The sequence below is a fragment of the Flavobacterium sp. CSZ genome (genome assembly GCF_015350725.1).
Taxonomy (GTDB): Bacteria; Bacteroidota; Bacteroidia; order Flavobacteriales; family Flavobacteriaceae; genus Flavobacterium.
Window position 1 is genome coordinate 94,967 of sequence record NZ_JADKPQ010000010.1, and the last position, 17,675, is coordinate 112,641.

General features: G+C 32.7%; 15 protein-coding genes. 5 read left to right on the forward strand and 10 right to left on the reverse strand.

All coding sequences use genetic code 11. From position 1 onward, the window contains the following. The first annotated feature begins 103 nt into the window (after positions 1–103). The gene (locus IRZ78_RS13150) at positions 104–1,837 is read left to right on the forward strand and encodes a hypothetical protein (RefSeq protein WP_194616984.1); all 1,734 of its coding nucleotides are present in this window, start codon (positions 104–106) and stop codon (positions 1,835–1,837) included. 395 nt (positions 1,838–2,232) lie between these two features. Here the strand turns inward: IRZ78_RS13150 and IRZ78_RS13155 are convergent, their stop codons facing one another. The 6 genes from IRZ78_RS13155 to IRZ78_RS13180 form a co-directional block, all read right to left on the reverse strand. Beyond that, the gene (locus tag IRZ78_RS13155; RefSeq protein ID WP_194616985.1) at positions 2,233–3,168 is read right to left on the reverse strand and encodes a hypothetical protein; all 936 of its coding nucleotides are present in this window, start codon (positions 3,166–3,168) and stop codon (positions 2,233–2,235) included. Between the two features lie 55 nt (positions 3,169–3,223). Then, positions 3,224–4,108: a hypothetical protein gene (locus IRZ78_RS13160; RefSeq protein WP_194616986.1), complete on the reverse strand. Its 885-nt coding sequence runs from the start codon at positions 4,106–4,108 to the stop codon at positions 3,224–3,226. 182 nt (positions 4,109–4,290) lie between these two features. Next, positions 4,291–5,469, reverse strand: a complete 1,179-nt coding sequence (locus IRZ78_RS13165) for a hypothetical protein (RefSeq protein ID WP_194616987.1) — start codon at positions 5,467–5,469, stop codon at positions 4,291–4,293. Between the two features lie 146 nt (positions 5,470–5,615). Further along, a complete protein-coding gene (locus tag IRZ78_RS13170; RefSeq protein WP_194616988.1) occupies positions 5,616–6,971 on the reverse strand; it encodes a glycosaminoglycan attachment site in 1,356 nt (451 codons plus the stop codon). 195 nt (positions 6,972–7,166) lie between these two features. Continuing rightward, positions 7,167–8,372, reverse strand: coding sequence for a hypothetical protein (locus IRZ78_RS13175; protein ID WP_194616989.1), 1,206 nt, complete (start codon positions 8,370–8,372; stop codon positions 7,167–7,169). Positions 8,373–8,445: 73 nt separating this feature from the next. Next, positions 8,446–9,399 carry a hypothetical protein gene (locus IRZ78_RS13180; RefSeq protein WP_194616990.1) on the reverse strand — a complete coding sequence of 318 codons (954 nt, stop codon included), beginning with the start codon at positions 9,397–9,399 and terminating at the stop codon, positions 8,446–8,448. Positions 9,400–9,536: 137 nt separating this feature from the next. Here IRZ78_RS13180 and IRZ78_RS13185 point away from each other — a divergent pair, with 137 nt between their 5' ends. From IRZ78_RS13185 to IRZ78_RS13200, 4 genes are all read left to right on the forward strand, one after another. Then, positions 9,537–10,490: an ATP-binding protein gene (locus IRZ78_RS13185; protein ID WP_194616991.1), complete on the forward strand. Its 954-nt coding sequence runs from the start codon at positions 9,537–9,539 to the stop codon at positions 10,488–10,490. A 6-nt stretch (positions 10,491–10,496) separates the two neighbouring features. Further along, positions 10,497–12,980, forward strand: a complete 2,484-nt coding sequence (locus IRZ78_RS13190; RefSeq protein WP_194616992.1) for a S8 family peptidase — start codon at positions 10,497–10,499, stop codon at positions 12,978–12,980. A gap of 518 nt (positions 12,981–13,498) precedes the next feature. Then, positions 13,499–13,789, forward strand: a complete 291-nt coding sequence (locus tag IRZ78_RS13195; protein WP_194616993.1) for a hypothetical protein — start codon at positions 13,499–13,501, stop codon at positions 13,787–13,789. A gap of 8 nt (positions 13,790–13,797) precedes the next feature. Then, positions 13,798–14,778, forward strand: coding sequence for a hypothetical protein (locus tag IRZ78_RS13200; protein WP_194616994.1), 981 nt, complete (start codon positions 13,798–13,800; stop codon positions 14,776–14,778). A 115-nt stretch (positions 14,779–14,893) separates the two neighbouring features. On the opposite strand, the gene IRZ78_RS13205 is transcribed toward IRZ78_RS13200, so the two are convergent. From IRZ78_RS13205 to IRZ78_RS13220, 4 genes are read right to left on the reverse strand one after another with little or no spacing between them, the layout of a single operon-like run. Next, the gene (locus IRZ78_RS13205) at positions 14,894–16,204 is read right to left on the reverse strand and encodes a PcfJ domain-containing protein (RefSeq protein ID WP_194616995.1); all 1,311 of its coding nucleotides are present in this window, start codon (positions 16,202–16,204) and stop codon (positions 14,894–14,896) included. After that, on the reverse strand, positions 16,201–16,587 hold the full coding sequence (locus tag IRZ78_RS13210) for a Cas9 inhibitor AcrIIA9 family protein (protein WP_194616996.1): 387 nt from the start codon (positions 16,585–16,587) through the stop codon (positions 16,201–16,203). Before IRZ78_RS13210 ends, IRZ78_RS13205 begins: the two co-directional genes overlap by 4 nt. 27 nt (positions 16,588–16,614) lie before the next feature. Continuing rightward, positions 16,615–16,974, reverse strand: a complete 360-nt coding sequence (locus IRZ78_RS13215; RefSeq protein WP_194616997.1) for a hypothetical protein — start codon at positions 16,972–16,974, stop codon at positions 16,615–16,617. A 39-nt stretch (positions 16,975–17,013) separates the two neighbouring features. Beyond that, the gene (locus tag IRZ78_RS13220) at positions 17,014–17,409 is read right to left on the reverse strand and encodes a single-stranded DNA-binding protein (RefSeq protein WP_194616998.1); all 396 of its coding nucleotides are present in this window, start codon (positions 17,407–17,409) and stop codon (positions 17,014–17,016) included. Positions 17,410–17,675: the final 266 nt, after the last annotated feature.

Sequence of the window (17,675 nt, forward strand, 5' to 3'; positions counted from 1 at the left end):
AATTCATTGCATATAATCTTTTCAACAGATACTTTTTATATTTAAGGTTCATATTTTGTAATTTTATATTTTCACTATAAGGCATAAATTTAAAAATAAGTAAATGGATCAAATGAATAAAGTTGAAGAAGATGGTAAAAGTGATCAACACGAAAGAAAAAAATATGATTGGGAGAAAGCACGAGAAAGAAAATATACTTATGTATTCAAAGAATATAGAGAAGAAATAAAACATTTTTATCCAATTTATAAAAAATCAGGTGAGCAATATCCAATTAGTAAAGGAAGAGAATTATTAGAAGTCTTTGAATTGAAACTTTATGCTAGCCCTGAAAAGCCACCTTATGATGAATATATTAGACATGGTAATTGGCAGTTAAACTTGCTTATAAGCTACTTTGGAGACATATTTAATGATCGATCTGCAGAACAAGGAGTGGGTGCCAGTCATACCTATTATAAAATAATATTGCCGAAGAAAACTTATTATGAGATTATGGCAGTTATTAATGAGTATGGTTTGCTTCCAATGCGGGACCTTATTTTTGAGGTTATTGCAATAGCTCAACAAAATTATACTGATGATATTGCATTTTGGGAATTGGAGTCGAGTAGAAAGCTAATTAATACAGCAAAAAAAGAAAGCGATAAAGCAATTGAAATTATTACAAAAGCAGATCCATTAAATTTATTGGATCCAGATATGAGAGTTTCTAGGTTGGAAGGAATAAATTTTTTATTTTCAGATGCAATTATCAAGATTGAACATGAATGGCTTGCCGGAGAATTTATAGAACATTTTAAGGAACACTATGATAATTTACTCTATAAGGATTGGAGAAAAGATCTTGAAAGATATCCGTTGAGATTTGAGGAAAATAAAGATAAATTGAATTACAGATTCAGGCTGGCAATTTCTTTCTATAATCTTTTTACAGAAACTGGCCTTTTTAAGATTGATAAAAAGGTACCTACTCCAAATAATCTAATGACTTGTATCGCAAAATTGATGGAGTTTTCACTAATTAAAGTATTTAAGGGGGGAGATTCTGATACTGAGAAAGCCAAAGTTGTTCGAAACTGGGTTAAAAGGTCGACATTACGTAGGATTTCACCCTATCAGGAGATTAAAGCAGATTTCACCCGATTGGAAAAATATTTTTCAATTGAATTTTTGAGTTTGGGTGAAGATATCAAACGAGCTGATGCGATAAGCGCTGCCCTATATTTCGGTAAACGTTTTGATATTGAATCTGTAGGACCGGATCTTGCACACATTTATCAATGTCTGGAGCAGGTTAATTTTTATATTGGTCATCAGATTACCGGAGTAGGAAAACGAAGTCCATCTGATTTTCCGGAATTTGAAGCCTATAAGAGTTTACTGCTTGGGATTAAAAATGGGCAAAAGATTGAAAGAATATCATTTAAAATGGAGGGGATCGATGGGGAACCATCTATACATTCCACGTTGCCATTGCAATTAATTTACGATGCTTTAGAAAGCTATCAGAATAATAACAGAGTAGAATTTGATACGGAACTCTATAAAATTCACTTTAAAAAAGAAAAAAATGGTGCGATACAGATTAAAAGTGAAAATTCATTTTCAGAACCAAGTGATAGATTTGTAGTAAGTTTTGTCGGTGGATTTTATAATTATTTGAAAACGGAAACTAAAATACCTGAAACAGAATACGATCCAGAATTCAGATTTTACAAAATTATAGCTAATTTTTTAAGTTTTTCCCGTTTCTTTTATGTTGAGCAAGTGCCAGAAGATTATGCTGTAAAGATGGTTGTAAAATGGCATTCCTTGTATCTTGAAAAAAAATGAATTATCTTTTAAGTTGTTGATTTAGAGTAGGTACAAAAGGGTGTGAAATTAGTAAATCCTTGTTCCTTTTAGAATTATTAAAACTGACGAAATTTGGCTAATAAATTAAAATCTATTTACAAATGGAAAAATCTAAGTCAAACGAATCATTTAAATTCGACTTTTTTGGTTTAAAATTCGAATGTGTTAATCCGGGAATAAAAACTATTATTCTCCTTTTAATTTTACTCTTTTTTTCAACTGCAGCTATTATTTTATTGAAGGAGGTAGCATTGCCAACATTATTATTTGGGGCTAAAAAAACAGGTTCATTCTTGTTAACAAAAATTTCTATTCAAAATTTTTAATGATACAGCGTATAATAAACGTCTTGTATTCTTCATTAAATAGTAATATTACTGCAAATGAGAATGAATTTCTTCAATTTTATGTGTTTTTAGAATTGTATTTATTATGTCAATAATTTGACTTCTATCCTCGTTTAAAGTTTTGCTAATTTTGTTTTCCCAATCATTAGGGAAATAAAGGAAATTTTTGCGCTGTTCAATCTTACCATTTTTTAAATTATCTGTTGTGAAATTTCTAATTTTCTGAAGCAAACTTTCTAATATATTAATTTTATCACGATCTTCTTGTTTGCTTAATGTTTTAGCAGGATAAGATGAGGCTAGTAAGTTGTCGTCACGATCATACAATTTTCCAGTGCTAAATGCTCTTTGCGTATCAGAAATAGCTTTGAGAAAATCATCACAATTATTTTCTGAGTGAAAGGTTGTATTAAAAGCGGGTCTACTTAATGAATGTTTTAGCAAAGCAAGAATATGGATATCTTTATCATACTGCTCAAAAGTTTTAAGTATTTCTTCATAATAGAAATATGCTAATTCTGTATGTTTGTTTATTTCTTCTTCAAACATTTCCCAGAACCAGATTTCTATTTTTGGTAACTCTTTTCCTTTTCTGCTATCGTTTATATTATGTAAGTGATTTTGTATTTCTACATCTCTAAAAGTTGTTGTGGCAATTATATACCGTTTAAGGTTTGGTTTAAATTTATCGGCAAGTATAATTTCATCATCTATTGTTTTTTTAGTTATGGTCGTTACGATTTTTTTTGCAATACTTTGCGTATGACCTTTGTGTTTACATTGTAAACCTGTATTAATATCATCTTTATCCCAACCGTAAACATCTACTCCATCTTGACTTTGACCTTGTCTACCATAATTTTCAAACTCTCCTGAGAGTTTAAATTTAGCAACATCTTTGCTCAATTGCTCAAAATCTTGCCAGTTTCTTGGCGGTGGATACGAAAGTATAAGTGTGCCCATTTAAATTGTTTTTAATTATTGATATTCTTGTATAGTAGCAGGTTTTCAGAGGGTTTTAGTCGATTCCAAGTCTTCTATGCATTTCCGTCCATTGTTTTCCAAATTCAATACTTTCTAATGCTGCTTTTCGTTTTTCCTCTGGTAAACATTCAATACAGGTTGGATACTGAAGTCCTTTGTAATGTTGTTTACATTTAGGGCATAAGTCCATTTTTTTTATATCATAATTATATGCACATTTTTTACAAGCAGTTATTGCATCTTCAAAAGAAAGATATTTAATACAGTCATTTACATGAAGCAAAAATGCCTCTTTATCAATTGTGCCAGCATCTTTATTCTTTGCCCTTTCTCTTTGAAGCCAATACCTAACATGTGATAGATTATGCATATTTCTCCATTTATCCTTAGACACAAAACACTTGTCTCGAACTTCATATGCTTCTTCATTTTCATAAAAAATAGAAATGAGTTCATTTGACGATCTATAAATTGCTTTATCAAATTCGTGCTTACAATCTGCACAACGATATTTTGGCGCTTTTCTCACCCTTTCGCTGGGATTTTTATTCTTACAACTTGGGCACAGAGGGACGGGCACATAATCGTAATTTTTTAGTATGTGATTACTTAATGCTGATTTATCAATTATAGGATTAGTATCTATATAGTCTTTAGCATATTCCCTTGTTAGTTCTCTTAGATATTCGGCGTATTTTCTTGGGTGAGAATGATGTTGTATCGTTAATGTTTCTTTGCTATTGCAAATTTCACATTCGTCTTTAATAAATTTAGACCTTCTTTCTTTCCAGTCTTTTGTGTACCAAGATCGTTGTCCTTCTTTTGAATCTTGCCAATACAGCGCTTTTGCGAGTTCCAGTCCTATTTCACCACTCTTTAGCTTGTCTCTTAGTTCTATGAGTTCATTATATGTTAACATATGAATTTATGGATTATTATTTATACACATACAGTCAGTTAAACTTGTTGCTGACATTAGACCTTTGACTGCGCGGTGCAGAAAAATGAGCAGTGTGTTTTCTGCTAACTAAAACAAAATTAGTAAATTAAAAGCTTATTTTACTTAAAAATGCACTTACGATTTGTGGCAGTTATATGCAGTTATTGTATATTGAACATGGGATTTGGCTTAACAAGCATTCTAATTAGAAGCATCGTTAAACCAAACATAAATTCTACCTCATGTTCATTTGCAACACTGTCATCGTGTTTGACATGTTCATTTTGATAATCATTATAGTACTCCAATGTTTTTTGAAAAGTATTTCTAATTTCTTTACTGATACCAAGATCCTTTTGATATTTTCCAATTTCTGGAATTTGATTATCTAAACTTTTAGAATTTTTGAAAAGATCTTTCAATAACAATTCTAAAGCGAGTCTTAGGTTATCAATACTATCTCTGTAATTTTCTTTATTTTGATAATGCTTTATTGCAATTTCAAACCGTGTCTTGGCTTTTGGGAAATGCCCAATCCAATAAAATGTTTCCGAAACTAAGTCTTGCTGATTGTAATTGCTAATGGCAAATTCATTTACAGATCGAAAGTTGGTGAATTGTTCCAAATCATCGAAAGTAAATGGTGACCTAATATATTTTTGCACAAGTTCGATTTCTCGCAATTGTTTTGTCCTCCATTTTTGAAAGATTTCTTTTTTTGACTTAGGAAGTAAATTTTTTTTCACTTCTTCATATTCAAATATTTTAGCATCCAGTCTTTGAATTAATAATTCAGTAAATATTTTTTTTCGAAAGAAAATAATCTCGGAAGATAATCTCGCTGAGATTCCTTCTAAATCTACTTCAATTTGTTCAAATTTGGCGGCTACTACAAAATTTTCAATTTTCAAATTATACCTTTCGCAGAAAAAATCAACTTCATCTATTGCTTGAAATAATTCTGAATTTTCTTTTAATAAATGTTCTTTGATAGTTTCGTCGGTAAGAGTAATTGATAAAAAATTTTCTTTTTCCTCAACTAATAAATTCCAGATGTCTGCGACCCAATCATCAGTTAGAAAATTTGCTGCAAAAGTTATTTCTCCAAGTGTGTAGTCAATAATATTTGTATAATAAATTCCAGTAAACAATTCTCTTTCAACATCGAGTGATTTGCAAACTAAATTATCTTTGATTTTAAGAGGTTCAATAGTCACATGAATTGGAATTATCGATATTCCTCTAACTTTATGAATAAGTTTGTTGTTGTGAGAGATTTCTATTTCATTGTAAAGTGCTTTTAAACTTAAGTGTTGCTTATCTAGTCGAAAATTCTCCATAATTTGCAGATGTTACTTTTTAATTGCCTATAACTCGTCGAGAGAAATTTTTCAATCATTCTTGACTTTTTTGCTAGTGTTTTTATCAAAGCTATCTAAAAAACATGACTGGTTGATATCATTTTTTAAATGCTTATATTAGTATTTTATTTTTGTCCTTTATTTTTTTCATCCTTTGGTATTAGATTTATCGTTATAGAGCCGTAAGGGAAATATTTAGGCATTAAACTTTTTATTAAATTATTATCAAAGAAGCACTGTGCAACTTTATCATCAAATAGTTCTGGATTTAAAGGAATGTTGGCATTCGGATTATGAAACACAATAGCTCCTTCCGACCAAGTTTCTTCGCTAGTTTCATCAACTATATAAGTTGCAATACTTGCTTTATCTGCATTTGGAGTGTGATTGTAAAAATTTACCGTCCTCATCAAAGTGGGAATTGTGTTGCCAAGTTTTGCTTGTTTTCCCATTCTATTAAATTTTGAAAGTGTTCCACAAGAAGAAAAAATTACAGCACTAATATTTTCAGACTCAGGAAAAAAGAAAAAACCACTTGGAATTTCAGTTCCGTTTTGTTTTATAAAGCTTCCAATCTTGACGGGTTTTACAATAAGCTTTCCTTTTTTGTCAAATGAGTAATCGTATTTATAACCATATAAGTAATCAGATAAAGCACTAAATGTCCATGACATTGACATAGTATCGTGGAAATCTGCTATTGCTACTAAAAATGGTTTTCCCATAACATGTTCCTTTTCCCAATATTTCTTTTTCATTTTATCAAATAATGCATTACCAAAAAGCAATGGAACTTCATTGTTCAATTTTTTTTCAATTTCCTCTGGACTTTTTAAACTGTCTCCCATGTCGGTTTTTCTACTTACAATTACAGCTTCTACAGCAATCTCTTGATTGAATTTTTCAATCATATAGTCGGGAGCATCATAATTCCTCTTAAAAGAAAAAAATTGCTCTCTAAAAAAGCAGAATAAAAATAGTTCCCAAACTCTGGAATCAAAGCCATTTACTGACTGAAATTGATCTATAAAATTCCCGTCAATATCTTTATAATGATATGAGATTTCTTTTATCGTTTCTTTCGCAGAAGAAAAAGCAATACTTGAGTTTAATAATTTGTAATTTGGATGCTGCTTATGATCATTGTTTAAGTCTTTGAAAACATCAAAATATTCATGTTTATTATCGTGAAAAACTATGGAGTTACTACTCATTTTTTCATCAATCCAATTTCTAGCTTCTTCTATAGTTTCGATACTGGCAGTAACCAGTTCAGCTCTATATTGTTTAGATTTGTCTCTTGATAAAATACAAGCATAATAATCGTTATCGGTAATGTCTAAACTAATCAAACCTAATAAACCACCATTTCCGTTAGTGTAGAATTCTAATTCTTTTGTAAAGTATTGTACAAAAGGTTCTCTAGTAAAAAGAAGATAGATGTCAAAAAGTTTTTTGCTGATTGGAATTGCCGTTTTCATATAATTTCAAAATAATTTTTTTACTTGTACTATACTGTTTCTTAAGCTGATTATGAAAAACATTTTGTGGTTTGACCTAATTATAACGTAGACTGCTTATAGGATTTATTTTTTATATGCTATAAAATCTTTTCTTATTTTCTCAATTTAGTATCAGATTTAATACCTTGATTCTAAGAAAAATTAGAGTTTTTCCTATATTGAAACTGTCTTAACTTCTGCTTCGATTTTTTCAAATAGCTGTGCTGCTCTATTCATTCTTAAAAATGATTCATTGCTCATCAATTGTACATCAACAAATCCACGTTCTACGGATTGCTTCTCATTATCTAATGTAGTTCTTAAGTTTTTCAAAAATTCGTACTGCTGTAAAAGAACAACTGCCTTATTTTCGAAACCTCCTGTTTGACTGTTCAGAGAATTAATTAGTGAAGTGATATAATCAGTTTCATTTTTAATTTGCTGTGCTGTTGCAAAATATAAAGCACTTATACTGTCATAGCGGGCTCTTAAGTCTGCAGGAACTTTCGAACTTATTACCTGATGAATCTGCTCAACTGGTAGTGCCATAAGTCTTCTTATCTCATCAATTTGATCACTAAGCCTTTCAATAATCTCATCAGCGACATTGCGAAACTCTACATAAAGTTTTTCTAATTGTGCAATTCTTTGGTCGTGTTGTGAGAGTCTAATTAATATTTCATCACGTCTCTGTGCTTGTGGCAGTGTCTCTGTTTGAAACTGTAATTTTGCATCATTATAGATTTTTACCTGTCTGTTAAATTCCAAAGCTTCACCCTCAAATTTTTTTTGACGGACTTTCAATTCTGTATAAAAACTGTTTTTTTTCTTATTGAGCTCATAAGCTACAGTCATGTCCTGAGCCCATTGCTGAGATATGCCGTTGCGAAGTTCATTAATTTTTGCTTCTATTTTTTTAAAAGCATTGCTTTCAATACATGTAAAGTGCCATTCCTCACCGTGATATATATCTGACCAGCCTTGTGAAAGAAGTATCTCCTTCATTTCATCTGTAACATAACGTAAGTCAGCTGCAACACCATAATTATGATGAGAACAGCCCGGCAGGTTTGCTTTGGCATAACCCGGCAGTTTCATAACACTCCAGCCCATCCAGAGCTGCATTTGTCTGCTGCAGCTTCGTCGGGCATTACCCTCTGCTGTTGAACCTTCATTTATGTCAATATGTTTATTTGACTTTAAAAAATATAATCTATCTGCTTCTATAAAACGTCGTCGGGCATCCGTTTCCAGTGTATCTGCCAGAGGGTCGTAAGATAATTGAAAAGCAAGGTCCAGTTTTTCAACATCAAAAGTCCAATTATATTCTATTGGATTATCTATTAAAGAATTGATAGGTAATTGTTTTATAAATGCCATATGCTTTAAAATATTTAAGGTTGTTTTTTTATAAATACATATTGGGTCAATAAAAATAGCGGAATAGTAAAAATTATTTAAGATCTTGCAGATAACAATTAAAATCTAAAAGATCTTTTTCTACGCCACAATAAATCTTTGTATTATATAACTTATCTAATCCTAAATCTATAATTTCAAATTTCCGCTTTTTATCAGTAAAAAAAATATCAGATGAGAATAAGCCATTGGTTATTCTCATGATGTCTATATGATCACTTACATTTTCCTGTTTATGTTTAACAGTCAGATATGCTCCTAATGAAAATCGTATATTCAATGTTGGTATTCTGTTAAAGCCATTTATTTTAAGTTCATTTAAAAACTGTTTGAAATGAATTTCCTTAAAAGAATGCCGATGAGCCAATTGAAATAATAACTGATCAATCCAATTCGGAAATTCATGAATTCCATAATTATCGGGTCTTATATAAATCTGTTTTTCCGTAATGCAAAAATCCAGTCTTTCGATAAAATTTTCAATTTCAAGATTTTTTATTACTTCTATAAATTTATTTTCGATTTTCTTTTCAGCTTTCCCGTCAGTAATTTTTCTAATTGCATTTTGAGATAGAATGTGATAATTAATACTTTCATTAAAAACTTTATTAACATCATTAATCTGTGAATAGCACTCATTTAAGTTTTTGAAAGGACCGGTTTCAAGATAAGTATTAATGGTATGTCTGTTCCCTCTTATTAAGGAAGATATTAATTGTGAAGTTAAAAATATTTCATTTTTAAATATATAGTTGTCTGACAGTTTTCTAAAATACTCATCATGAATAACAGCATTATTAATTTCTTTTTTTGCAGTTTCAAGTATATGCTGATGTGATAAAGGGCAGTAAAGGAGATTTATAGAAAAATTAAATTCAAGCATGTTTCTAATTTCTTTCCATGTATCATTAGTTTGGTCAATGAGATTGCTGACAACAAATTGATCGAGATATATACAAGTTTTATTCTGTGGATCAATTTTTTTCATAGCAGATAAAATTATTAGTATGATTGTTAAGTTATTTTCTATACTTTAACATAACTCAAAGTAAATAAATAATTTAGAAATAAACTTACAAAATTAATTAAGATATATTTACAACCTTTTTTCATTACTTTTGCGATATGGCAACAGCGGAACAATTAAAATCATTATTGCAGTCTCATTATAAAAATGATAATGAGAGGTTCACTTCTATTGCACTTCAGGTAGCTGCGCATGAAGCTAGGCAAGGTCACATGTCTATTGCAAAAGAGATAAAAGAGTTAGTTGACAGATCAAAAACTGATGGTTTTAAAGTAATCAGGATAAATCCTGATTTAAGTGATTTAGTTCTTGTTTATTACCCTGAAAATAGGTTAAACGAACTCATTCTTTCTACTGATATTTCAAATAAATTAAACCGGATAATACGAGAATATAAACAGCGTGATAAAATTTTAAAACATGGTCTTCACAATCGAAGAAAAGTTTTATTGTCCGGACTTCCAGGTACTGGAAAAACGGCTACGGCCTCTGCTATATCGGCTGAATTAAAATTACCCTTATACGTTGTTATGATGGATAAGTTAATGACAAAATATATGGGTGAGACTGCTTCAAAACTGAGGCAGATTTTTGATATGATGATATCCAACAGAGGGGTTTACTTATTTGATGAATTTGATGCAATTGGGGCAGAGAGAGGAAGAGATAATGAGGTGGGAGAAATGCGTCGAGTATTAAATTCATTTCTGCAGTTTATTGAACAAGACTCATCGGAAAGCATCATTTTTGGCGCTACTAATAATATAAAAATACTTGATTCTGCGCTCTTTAGGCGTTTTGATGATATCATAACTTACACTTTACCAACTAAGGCTGAAATTGAGGAATTAATTAAACTTAAGCTTAATAAATTCCTTGGTGACTTTGCTCTCAAATCTTCTGTTGACGCGGCAAACGGATTATCTCATGCAGAGATTACAAATGCCTGTAATGACGCACTGAAAGAAATTATACTTACCGATAAAAATTTAGTAACACAAAAATTATTAGTTCAAATGATGAAGGATAGAAAAATCAGTTATAATTTTTAATAATTTATGAGTGAAAATTCAAAACCCCATCTATTTGTAAAAAATGTACATTCCTCAGAAAACTACACAACGCCGCCTGGCAGCAGGGGAGGCGATAAAGCTTTGCCTCCAAGGGAAAGAGCTACCCATGGTGAGGCGCTGCTTCGGTCTTTAAGTGAAATATGGCATTTACATGCTGAAGATGTAAGCTTAAGAAACGAGAAAGGCCTGCCTGTAAAAGATGGCGAATATGTAACTTTTAAGAGTGCTGAAAAGGATAGTCTGAAGATTGATGCCTTAGATTCCAGCGGGGCAGTCTTGTTAAATTTAAGCGTTGATAAAGAAACAAAACAGCAAACGGCAACTCTTTATATTCCAGAGGACCAGAAAGAAAAGCTGGTACAAAAGGTTGAAAATTATATAAGCCACGATACTAATGGAAAACCTGCAAATCAAGCTCTGGTTGAGAAAATAGAATTGATAAGCAGAACTTCTGTGGAGAATCTGTGGAGCAGCTCAATGGAGAGCATTCCAAAACACACAGCATTGTGGTGTGAGTTATGGCTTGTTTCTGAAAATGTCGATTTAGATTATGTAATTCGGAAATTAAAGGAAATCTGTGCTTTTTTTGGCATTGAGATACTCGATGGGATTTTAAGTTTCCCACAACGCTCAATCATGGTTGTAAAGGCAAATTACGCCCAGCTCAATGAGCTTATAGCCTCTGTTGGTCTTATAGCTGAAATTCGTAAAACCGAAGAACTAAACAGTTTTTGGATTGCAGGAAGCAATACTGAAAACAATGGGTGGATAGAGGACGCTTTAGGACTGGTAAATTTCACGAAAACCAATAATTTTGTTACTATACTCGATACAGGGGTAAATAATGGCCCCAGACTTATTGAACCGGTTTTAGAAGATGTAGATCGACTTACTGCTGATCCCAACTGGGGTATTAATGACAGTTTGGGGCACGGGACAAATATGGCAGGAGTGGCTGTTTACGGAAATTTAAATTCAATCCTCGAGAATAGGCTCCCAATATCTATTCATCATCAATTAGAATCCATAAAAATTTTGCATCCCGCTTATCCAAATGAAAATAATAAATTACCATCAATAACTCTCGATGCCGTTAGTAGGATTATTTTAAATAACCCTGAACATAGGAGAATATTTTGCATGGCCGTTACAACTGGTTTTCAGGTAGATTTTGGAAAACCTTCGACCTATTCCTCAGTTTTAGACAGTATCATATTTGGAGATGACCCGGATGATAAAAAACTATTTGTTGTCAGTGCCGGCAATGTCAGGGAGGAATATAACTGGAAGAATTATCCAACCAGTAATTTAGACCTTTCGGTGGAGAGTCCTGCGCAGTCTTGGAATGCAATAAGTATTGGCGCTTATACAGAAAAGGTACTGGAGAATGTAAATACAGTAGCTCAAAAATTTCAATTGTCACCTCACAGTACAACATCGTCGTCATGGGATTCAAATTGGCCGATCAAACCAGAAGTAGTTTTTGAAGGAGGAAATTTAATTCGTCTTCAAAATGGGGATGTTGAAGGGCATGATAATTTAGAGGTTTTGACGGTCGCACACAACTCATACAGAAATTATTTTACAACCATGAACGCGACAAGTTCAGCAACCGCTTTTGCTGCTAATTTTTTGGCTAAGATTAGAGATGCATATCCTGAGGCCTGGCAAGAAACTTTAAGAGCTTTGATGATTCATTCTTCATCCTGGACACAGGAAATGATTGTTCAGTTTAATATTGATGTCAATAGGGTCGGCGATGTTTTAAAACTTCTTAAAATTGTTGGTTACGGTGTTCCTAATCTTACGAAAGCTATTGAATGTAAATCAAATTATCTGACTTTTATCTCGGAGCAGACTATCCAGCCTTATAAATTAGACGGAACTGTAAAAACAAATCAGATTCATTACTATGAATTTCCATGGCCAAAGGAGATTCTGGAAGATTTGGGAACTGCAGATGTTACTTTAAGGGTTACTTTATCCTATTTTATTGAGCCTAATCCAGGGGATAGAGGATATACAACCAAATATGCTTATCAGTCAACTGCTTTGAAATTTTCTTTAATAAACCCGGGAGAAGATTTTGGTAACTTCAAATTGAGAACCAATAAAATAGAACAGGACGATTTAAAAGATTTTTTAGGAGTAGAAAAATTAGATTCTGGGGATTATGATAAAACTACAGGTACACATAGATGGGCACTTGGAGCTGATACTGTTTTTAAAGGGTCAATACATAGTAATTATTGGAGAGGATCTGCAGCTGAGATCGCTGCTTGTAATAAATTAGCGGTTTTTCCTCTTGCATCAGGCTGGTGGAAAGAATTAAAAAAGCATGAAAAATATGATTCCTCACTACGTTATTCTTTGATAGTGTCAATTGAGACTCCTGAGAATACAGCAGATATATATACAGAAATTGCCAATCAGATAACTGTGGACACCCCCGTAGTGGTAACGGTGTAAGCATGAGGAAATGGCATGGATGATTAGTGCGCATTTTTTGGCCTCAAAGCAGAGTTTTTTACCAAAGATCTTACTTTTATGAAACAGAAAAGCGGTTTAAACATTGCTTTATTGGCAATAAGGTAGTACCTTTGCTACAAACAGAGACCCTAAACTAGTCCTGGAAGTTGATAAGGAAGGTCATTCACACTTTTACAGCAATTTAATTGCTTTTATAGCGTATTTACTATTAACCGTTTCATACGGGAATAAAATTTATTTAGATAGAAAGAGTTCAACAGCAGAGAGTAAGGTAGAATACTTTACGGAAAATAATAACTTAACTAAAAAAATAAATAACATGGAAACAATAAACTATAAAACTGCGGCGAGTCAGTATAAAAACTCAGAAAACGTGACTGACCCTCTAACTTGCCATTAATAGTTTTCCACATATAGAAAAAGACAGCAGAAGTGCTGTCTTTTTTATTTTTTACTACTTTTAAACGGCTTTACTTTAATAACTAAATCTAAATATTATGACAAAAGGAGACCTATATGTTTCAATTGATTCGCAGATCAAGACTACTTTACATCCTGATTTTATTGAATTTGATTCCATTTCAGGTACGACAGTATCTTACTTGAAGATGCATAAAAAAATTGTAGGAATCAATTTAAGTGAGTCCCAAGTTGTTCCAAATGGATTAAAATCATCAAAACTGGAGCAAATGAGTTTAGTTGAATTTGAAGATTACGTGTTGTACGACCCAAGTATCCGTATTGTAGTAAACACGAGCTATTTTGTAAATAAGGAACAAAATCTGTAGAAAAACTAATGAAAAAATTAGCCGACAGTTTTGTAAGCGCAATCAAGGATAATAATTTTCATGATGTAGCAAAAGAAAATATTGAAGCAGTTATAGACAGTTTTTTGCAAGAAGGGATGGTAAAAGATATTCCTTTTTTGAATTCACTGATTGGACTTCTAAAAACCGGAATAAATGTAAAAGAGCAGTTATTTTTAAAAAAAATTATTAAATTTTTAATTTATTCTGAAACTGCCACACCCGAAGAACGACTTAAGATTATTGAAGAAATCGATTCATCAAAAGAATATCGAATTAAGGTAGGTGAAAAGTTACTTTATTTAATTGATAAATGTGATGATTATGATAAAGCTGGAATACTTGGGTATTTATTTAAAGCGGTAAATGAAAGAAAATTAAAATACAATGATTTTTTAAAATGCAGTCTGGTCCTTGATAAATGTCTTGTCAGTGAATTGGATTTGTTCCTTAAAGATGACAGGTCGCTTTATACTGTAGAATCGGATTCCGACTTATTAAATTGGGGACTGCTTGCATTTGCACCTTTTGAAGTTACCCTAAACAACAGTGAACTGAATGTTCCCAAATTAGAGGGAGGCCAATTAGAATTGAAAATATCCGATGCTGGAGCACTTTTAAAACTACATCTTGGGGATTATCTTCAAGACAGAGGTAATGAACTTGGCATTTCCAGAATGGAATTATCCGAAATTCAACAGTATTTAGACAAACTGGAGCAATATCCTGAGCATAAACGTTTTATTCTGATAAAGGAATACATGGTACACTTATGTAACAATTTTAAAATTTCGGATGATGATTTTAATAATTTGCTGACTGCTATTTTATATAATGTCCCTTTTCTGATTTATGATCTTCATACTAGTATCAATGCTTATTATAAAATTCAAACAAAAAAAGGAAATGATTACAACATAGGCAGGTGGCAAAAATTTTATAACTCACGAAATGGAAGCCAGATTATTTAATAAAAAAAGCCTTCTGAAATCTTAGAGGGAAGTTATATTTAAAATTGCTGGGAAGATAAAAGTGTCTAAAAAAATGGAAAGCGGAAAAACCGAATAAATTTCGGTTTTTCCGCTTTTATGATTTTTCCAATTTTTCCTTTTTCATTCGGGAGCGAATTTGATAGAGATTTCTTTTCATCAAATTAAGAATGACTTTATGATGTTTTGAATTACTATTTTTCATACCACGGCACTGCGCTATTTCCATTTTAGAAAGCGACACCTCGATGGTTTCGATGGGGCTATTATCTATTCGTGCAGAGAAGAGCAGGGAATCTTTCTTTTTGAAATATTCATTGGTAAAAACACAGTGTTTTAAAGTATCTCCCTCTTCCATAAATTCAGTCACATTTTCAAGTAATGTAATAGTAATATCTTCTTCTTTAAAACAAAGCCCGAAAAACTGTTTTTTTTCCTGTTTGTACAAAACCTGTGCCTGCTCTATTTCAGCACGCATTTTTAAAAGATATTTTTTTCTCTGCAATTCCCTTTTTTTGACAACTAGTTTGTCATGCGCTTCATTTAAATTTTCAGGGCATACGAAAGAGACACAGTTCAGGTCTTTCTTAAACCATCTTAGCAGGGCTATGTAATCTTCCCATATTTTAAAATCTTCAATTTTATAGCTGTATTTCAAGCATGTTTTAACTGCCAGCCAATTTTCCCTGATATGCTGTTCATGAGACATAAGATAGTAAGAAAGTAGGGAAGTCTGTGAAGATTTCAAAAGTGTTTCCGCCATAGAGTCTTTTAAAAGAGAGGTAAAAAGTATCTGGGGAGCGATATCGTAAACGGAAGTTTTAAACCCGTTTCTTTTTAAGACAGGAAGCACTTTCATATTTGGATAAACCTTATAAGGATTAATACGGTATTTCGGGGAGTTCTGAAAATCCTTAGGTCGGATTTCAAGAACAGAATAATACTGCCATGCATCATAGACATTTGAAAAAACATTAGTACTAATTGACATGGTACGTACTTCGCCTTTAGCATTTATCCAATGCTGCATTACTTCATTGTGCGAGTAAGTTGGAATAGTATTCTTTTTCATATTCTTATGCGAACAGATAATACGTACTACCTGAAACCCTGCACAAGTATCCAAAACGGCAGAGTATTCAATTTCCTTGAAATGCACCTGATTGCATCCCTGCATTTTGAGCCTTCCCTGACAGGCAGTACATTTTATATATTTCTCGCAGGATTTACTCTGTGATTCAGGTTTCCAAGAATGTGTGCATTCAAGGCAATGAAATTTTCCACGAGACAGCACGCCCCATTTAAGGAAAATACTTTTTTCCGCCCAAGCGTGCATCTCAGCTGATATGGGTTTCAGGGTAGTGCTAAGTTTAGTAATCTCTTTTTCTATAATGGTTTTCGGTATCATAGGTCAAAAAGTGTTAAGGTTTGCTGTGCAGAAGGTTTAGAAGTTTTTACCGCCATTTCAGTTTTCTGAGCATGAGTTTCAGAAACGATAGGAGCAGAGGTAAATAAATCAGCGGTTGTAGGCTGACTTACTACCGCTTTACATATTACAGGAGCGGGGATTCCGATACTGTCATCTGTGTAATATTTGACAGCCATATCAAAAATTTCCTGATTGTCAAAGGCGCATAATCCTGTTTTTTTAACCTCGCCAAAAATGTAATTAAAACAGCTTTCAAGGTTCTTGGAGCTTTTACTGAAATTCTGCGCAAAGACAGTATCGCTTTGCGCAGTATCATTCAGATATTTTTCCATTACGGATTTAAATTGTTCTGTAGCTTTCATAAGGGAAGATTTTAAGATTGAAAAATGTTATACAAAATGGCTTCTATAGATTTCAAAGCAGTATTCTTCAAAGCAGAGCCAGCACATAAAAGTGTAGTGAGGCAGGCGGTGGCGGTTTTTAACAGGTTCGCCAAGAGAATCTTCGAGGTCTTCCCTGATGTTTTCCAAATCATCAAGATGTTCGATGTAGAATTTTTTGCAGTCCGCATGGTATATAAATTCGGATATCATACCGCTCATGCATCCGCCATTCTGCAAATCCTCTAAAAAGGATTTGAGCTGTTCTTTTTTAGTTCCGTCATACGATCCTAAATCGGAAAGGATTATTTTATTGAATGCTTGGCATACTTCGTACTCTTTGTATATTGATTTTTCTAAGGCTTTCATAACTTATTTCTTTAGGCTTATACATTGTTTATCGGGATCTTAGAAAGGCAGGTCGTCAGGTTCTTTTTCGGCATTGGCTTTAGCTTTAGTGCCTACACTTATCTGCGATGTTTCCTGCTCACTTTTAGCAAATGCAAGGATTTTAATGTGGCTTGTGTGAAAGGTCAGAGAGCCGTGCGCCTCAGAATCGTTCCCGATATAGACATTCAGACCAATGCGACCGAAAAGTTCCACCAGTGCGCCTTTTTTGAGCCACTGTGCTGTTTTGGAAGACAGCCAATAGGAACAGTCGATATAGGTGACAATTTTTTTAAGCTCTGTGCTGTCTTTAGGTTTATAGCTGTCATTGACTGCTATGGTAAAGTTTACCACCTCACGGTTTTCTTTTAGTTTAAAAACTGAGGCATCTTTTACAATTCTTCCTGTGATTTCCATGGTACTTGATTTTTTAGTGGATACTTTTTTTTCGTTTTCTTTCCCAATGTTTCCAAATGAATTTTTTCAAAAGAAAAAACGGGAAAAAAGAAAGCACAAGTAAAGTGTCCGGATAAGGAAGCCGGAGTGCTATAAGTCCCGAAGGGCGGCGAGAGCCGTTATGCGCATGCAGGTGACGGCGGGCACTACTTTAGCTGCCCTTTTAACCCGTTTTGAATGAAAATCAGATTATACTTTTTGAGCCTTTTTGAGATTTTCGGCTAATA

Coding starts and splice junctions, on each gene's coding strand:
- IRZ78_RS13150 (WP_194616984.1), top strand. CDS start 104: ATGGATCAAATGAATAAAGTTGAAGAAGATGGTAAAAGTGATCAACAC.
- IRZ78_RS13155 (WP_194616985.1), bottom strand. CDS start 3,168: ATGGGCACACTTATACTTTCGTATCCACCGCCAAGAAACTGGCAAGAT.
- IRZ78_RS13160 (WP_194616986.1), bottom strand. CDS start 4,108: ATGTTAACATATAATGAACTCATAGAACTAAGAGACAAGCTAAAGAGT.
- IRZ78_RS13165 (WP_194616987.1), bottom strand. CDS start 5,469: ATGGAGAATTTTCGACTAGATAAGCAACACTTAAGTTTAAAAGCACTT.
- IRZ78_RS13170 (WP_194616988.1), bottom strand. CDS start 6,971: ATGAAAACGGCAATTCCAATCAGCAAAAAACTTTTTGACATCTATCTT.
- IRZ78_RS13175 (WP_194616989.1), bottom strand. CDS start 8,372: ATGGCATTTATAAAACAATTACCTATCAATTCTTTAATAGATAATCCA.
- IRZ78_RS13180 (WP_194616990.1), bottom strand. CDS start 9,399: ATGAAAAAAATTGATCCACAGAATAAAACTTGTATATATCTCGATCAA.
- IRZ78_RS13185 (WP_194616991.1), top strand. CDS start 9,537: ATGGCAACAGCGGAACAATTAAAATCATTATTGCAGTCTCATTATAAA.
- IRZ78_RS13190 (WP_194616992.1), top strand. CDS start 10,497: ATGAGTGAAAATTCAAAACCCCATCTATTTGTAAAAAATGTACATTCC.
- IRZ78_RS13195 (WP_194616993.1), top strand. CDS start 13,499: ATGACAAAAGGAGACCTATATGTTTCAATTGATTCGCAGATCAAGACT.
- IRZ78_RS13200 (WP_194616994.1), top strand. CDS start 13,798: ATGAAAAAATTAGCCGACAGTTTTGTAAGCGCAATCAAGGATAATAAT.
- IRZ78_RS13205 (WP_194616995.1), bottom strand. CDS start 16,204: ATGATACCGAAAACCATTATAGAAAAAGAGATTACTAAACTTAGCACT.
- IRZ78_RS13210 (WP_194616996.1), bottom strand. CDS start 16,587: ATGAAAGCTACAGAACAATTTAAATCCGTAATGGAAAAATATCTGAAT.
- IRZ78_RS13215 (WP_194616997.1), bottom strand. CDS start 16,974: ATGAAAGCCTTAGAAAAATCAATATACAAAGAGTACGAAGTATGCCAA.
- IRZ78_RS13220 (WP_194616998.1), bottom strand. CDS start 17,409: ATGGAAATCACAGGAAGAATTGTAAAAGATGCCTCAGTTTTTAAACTA.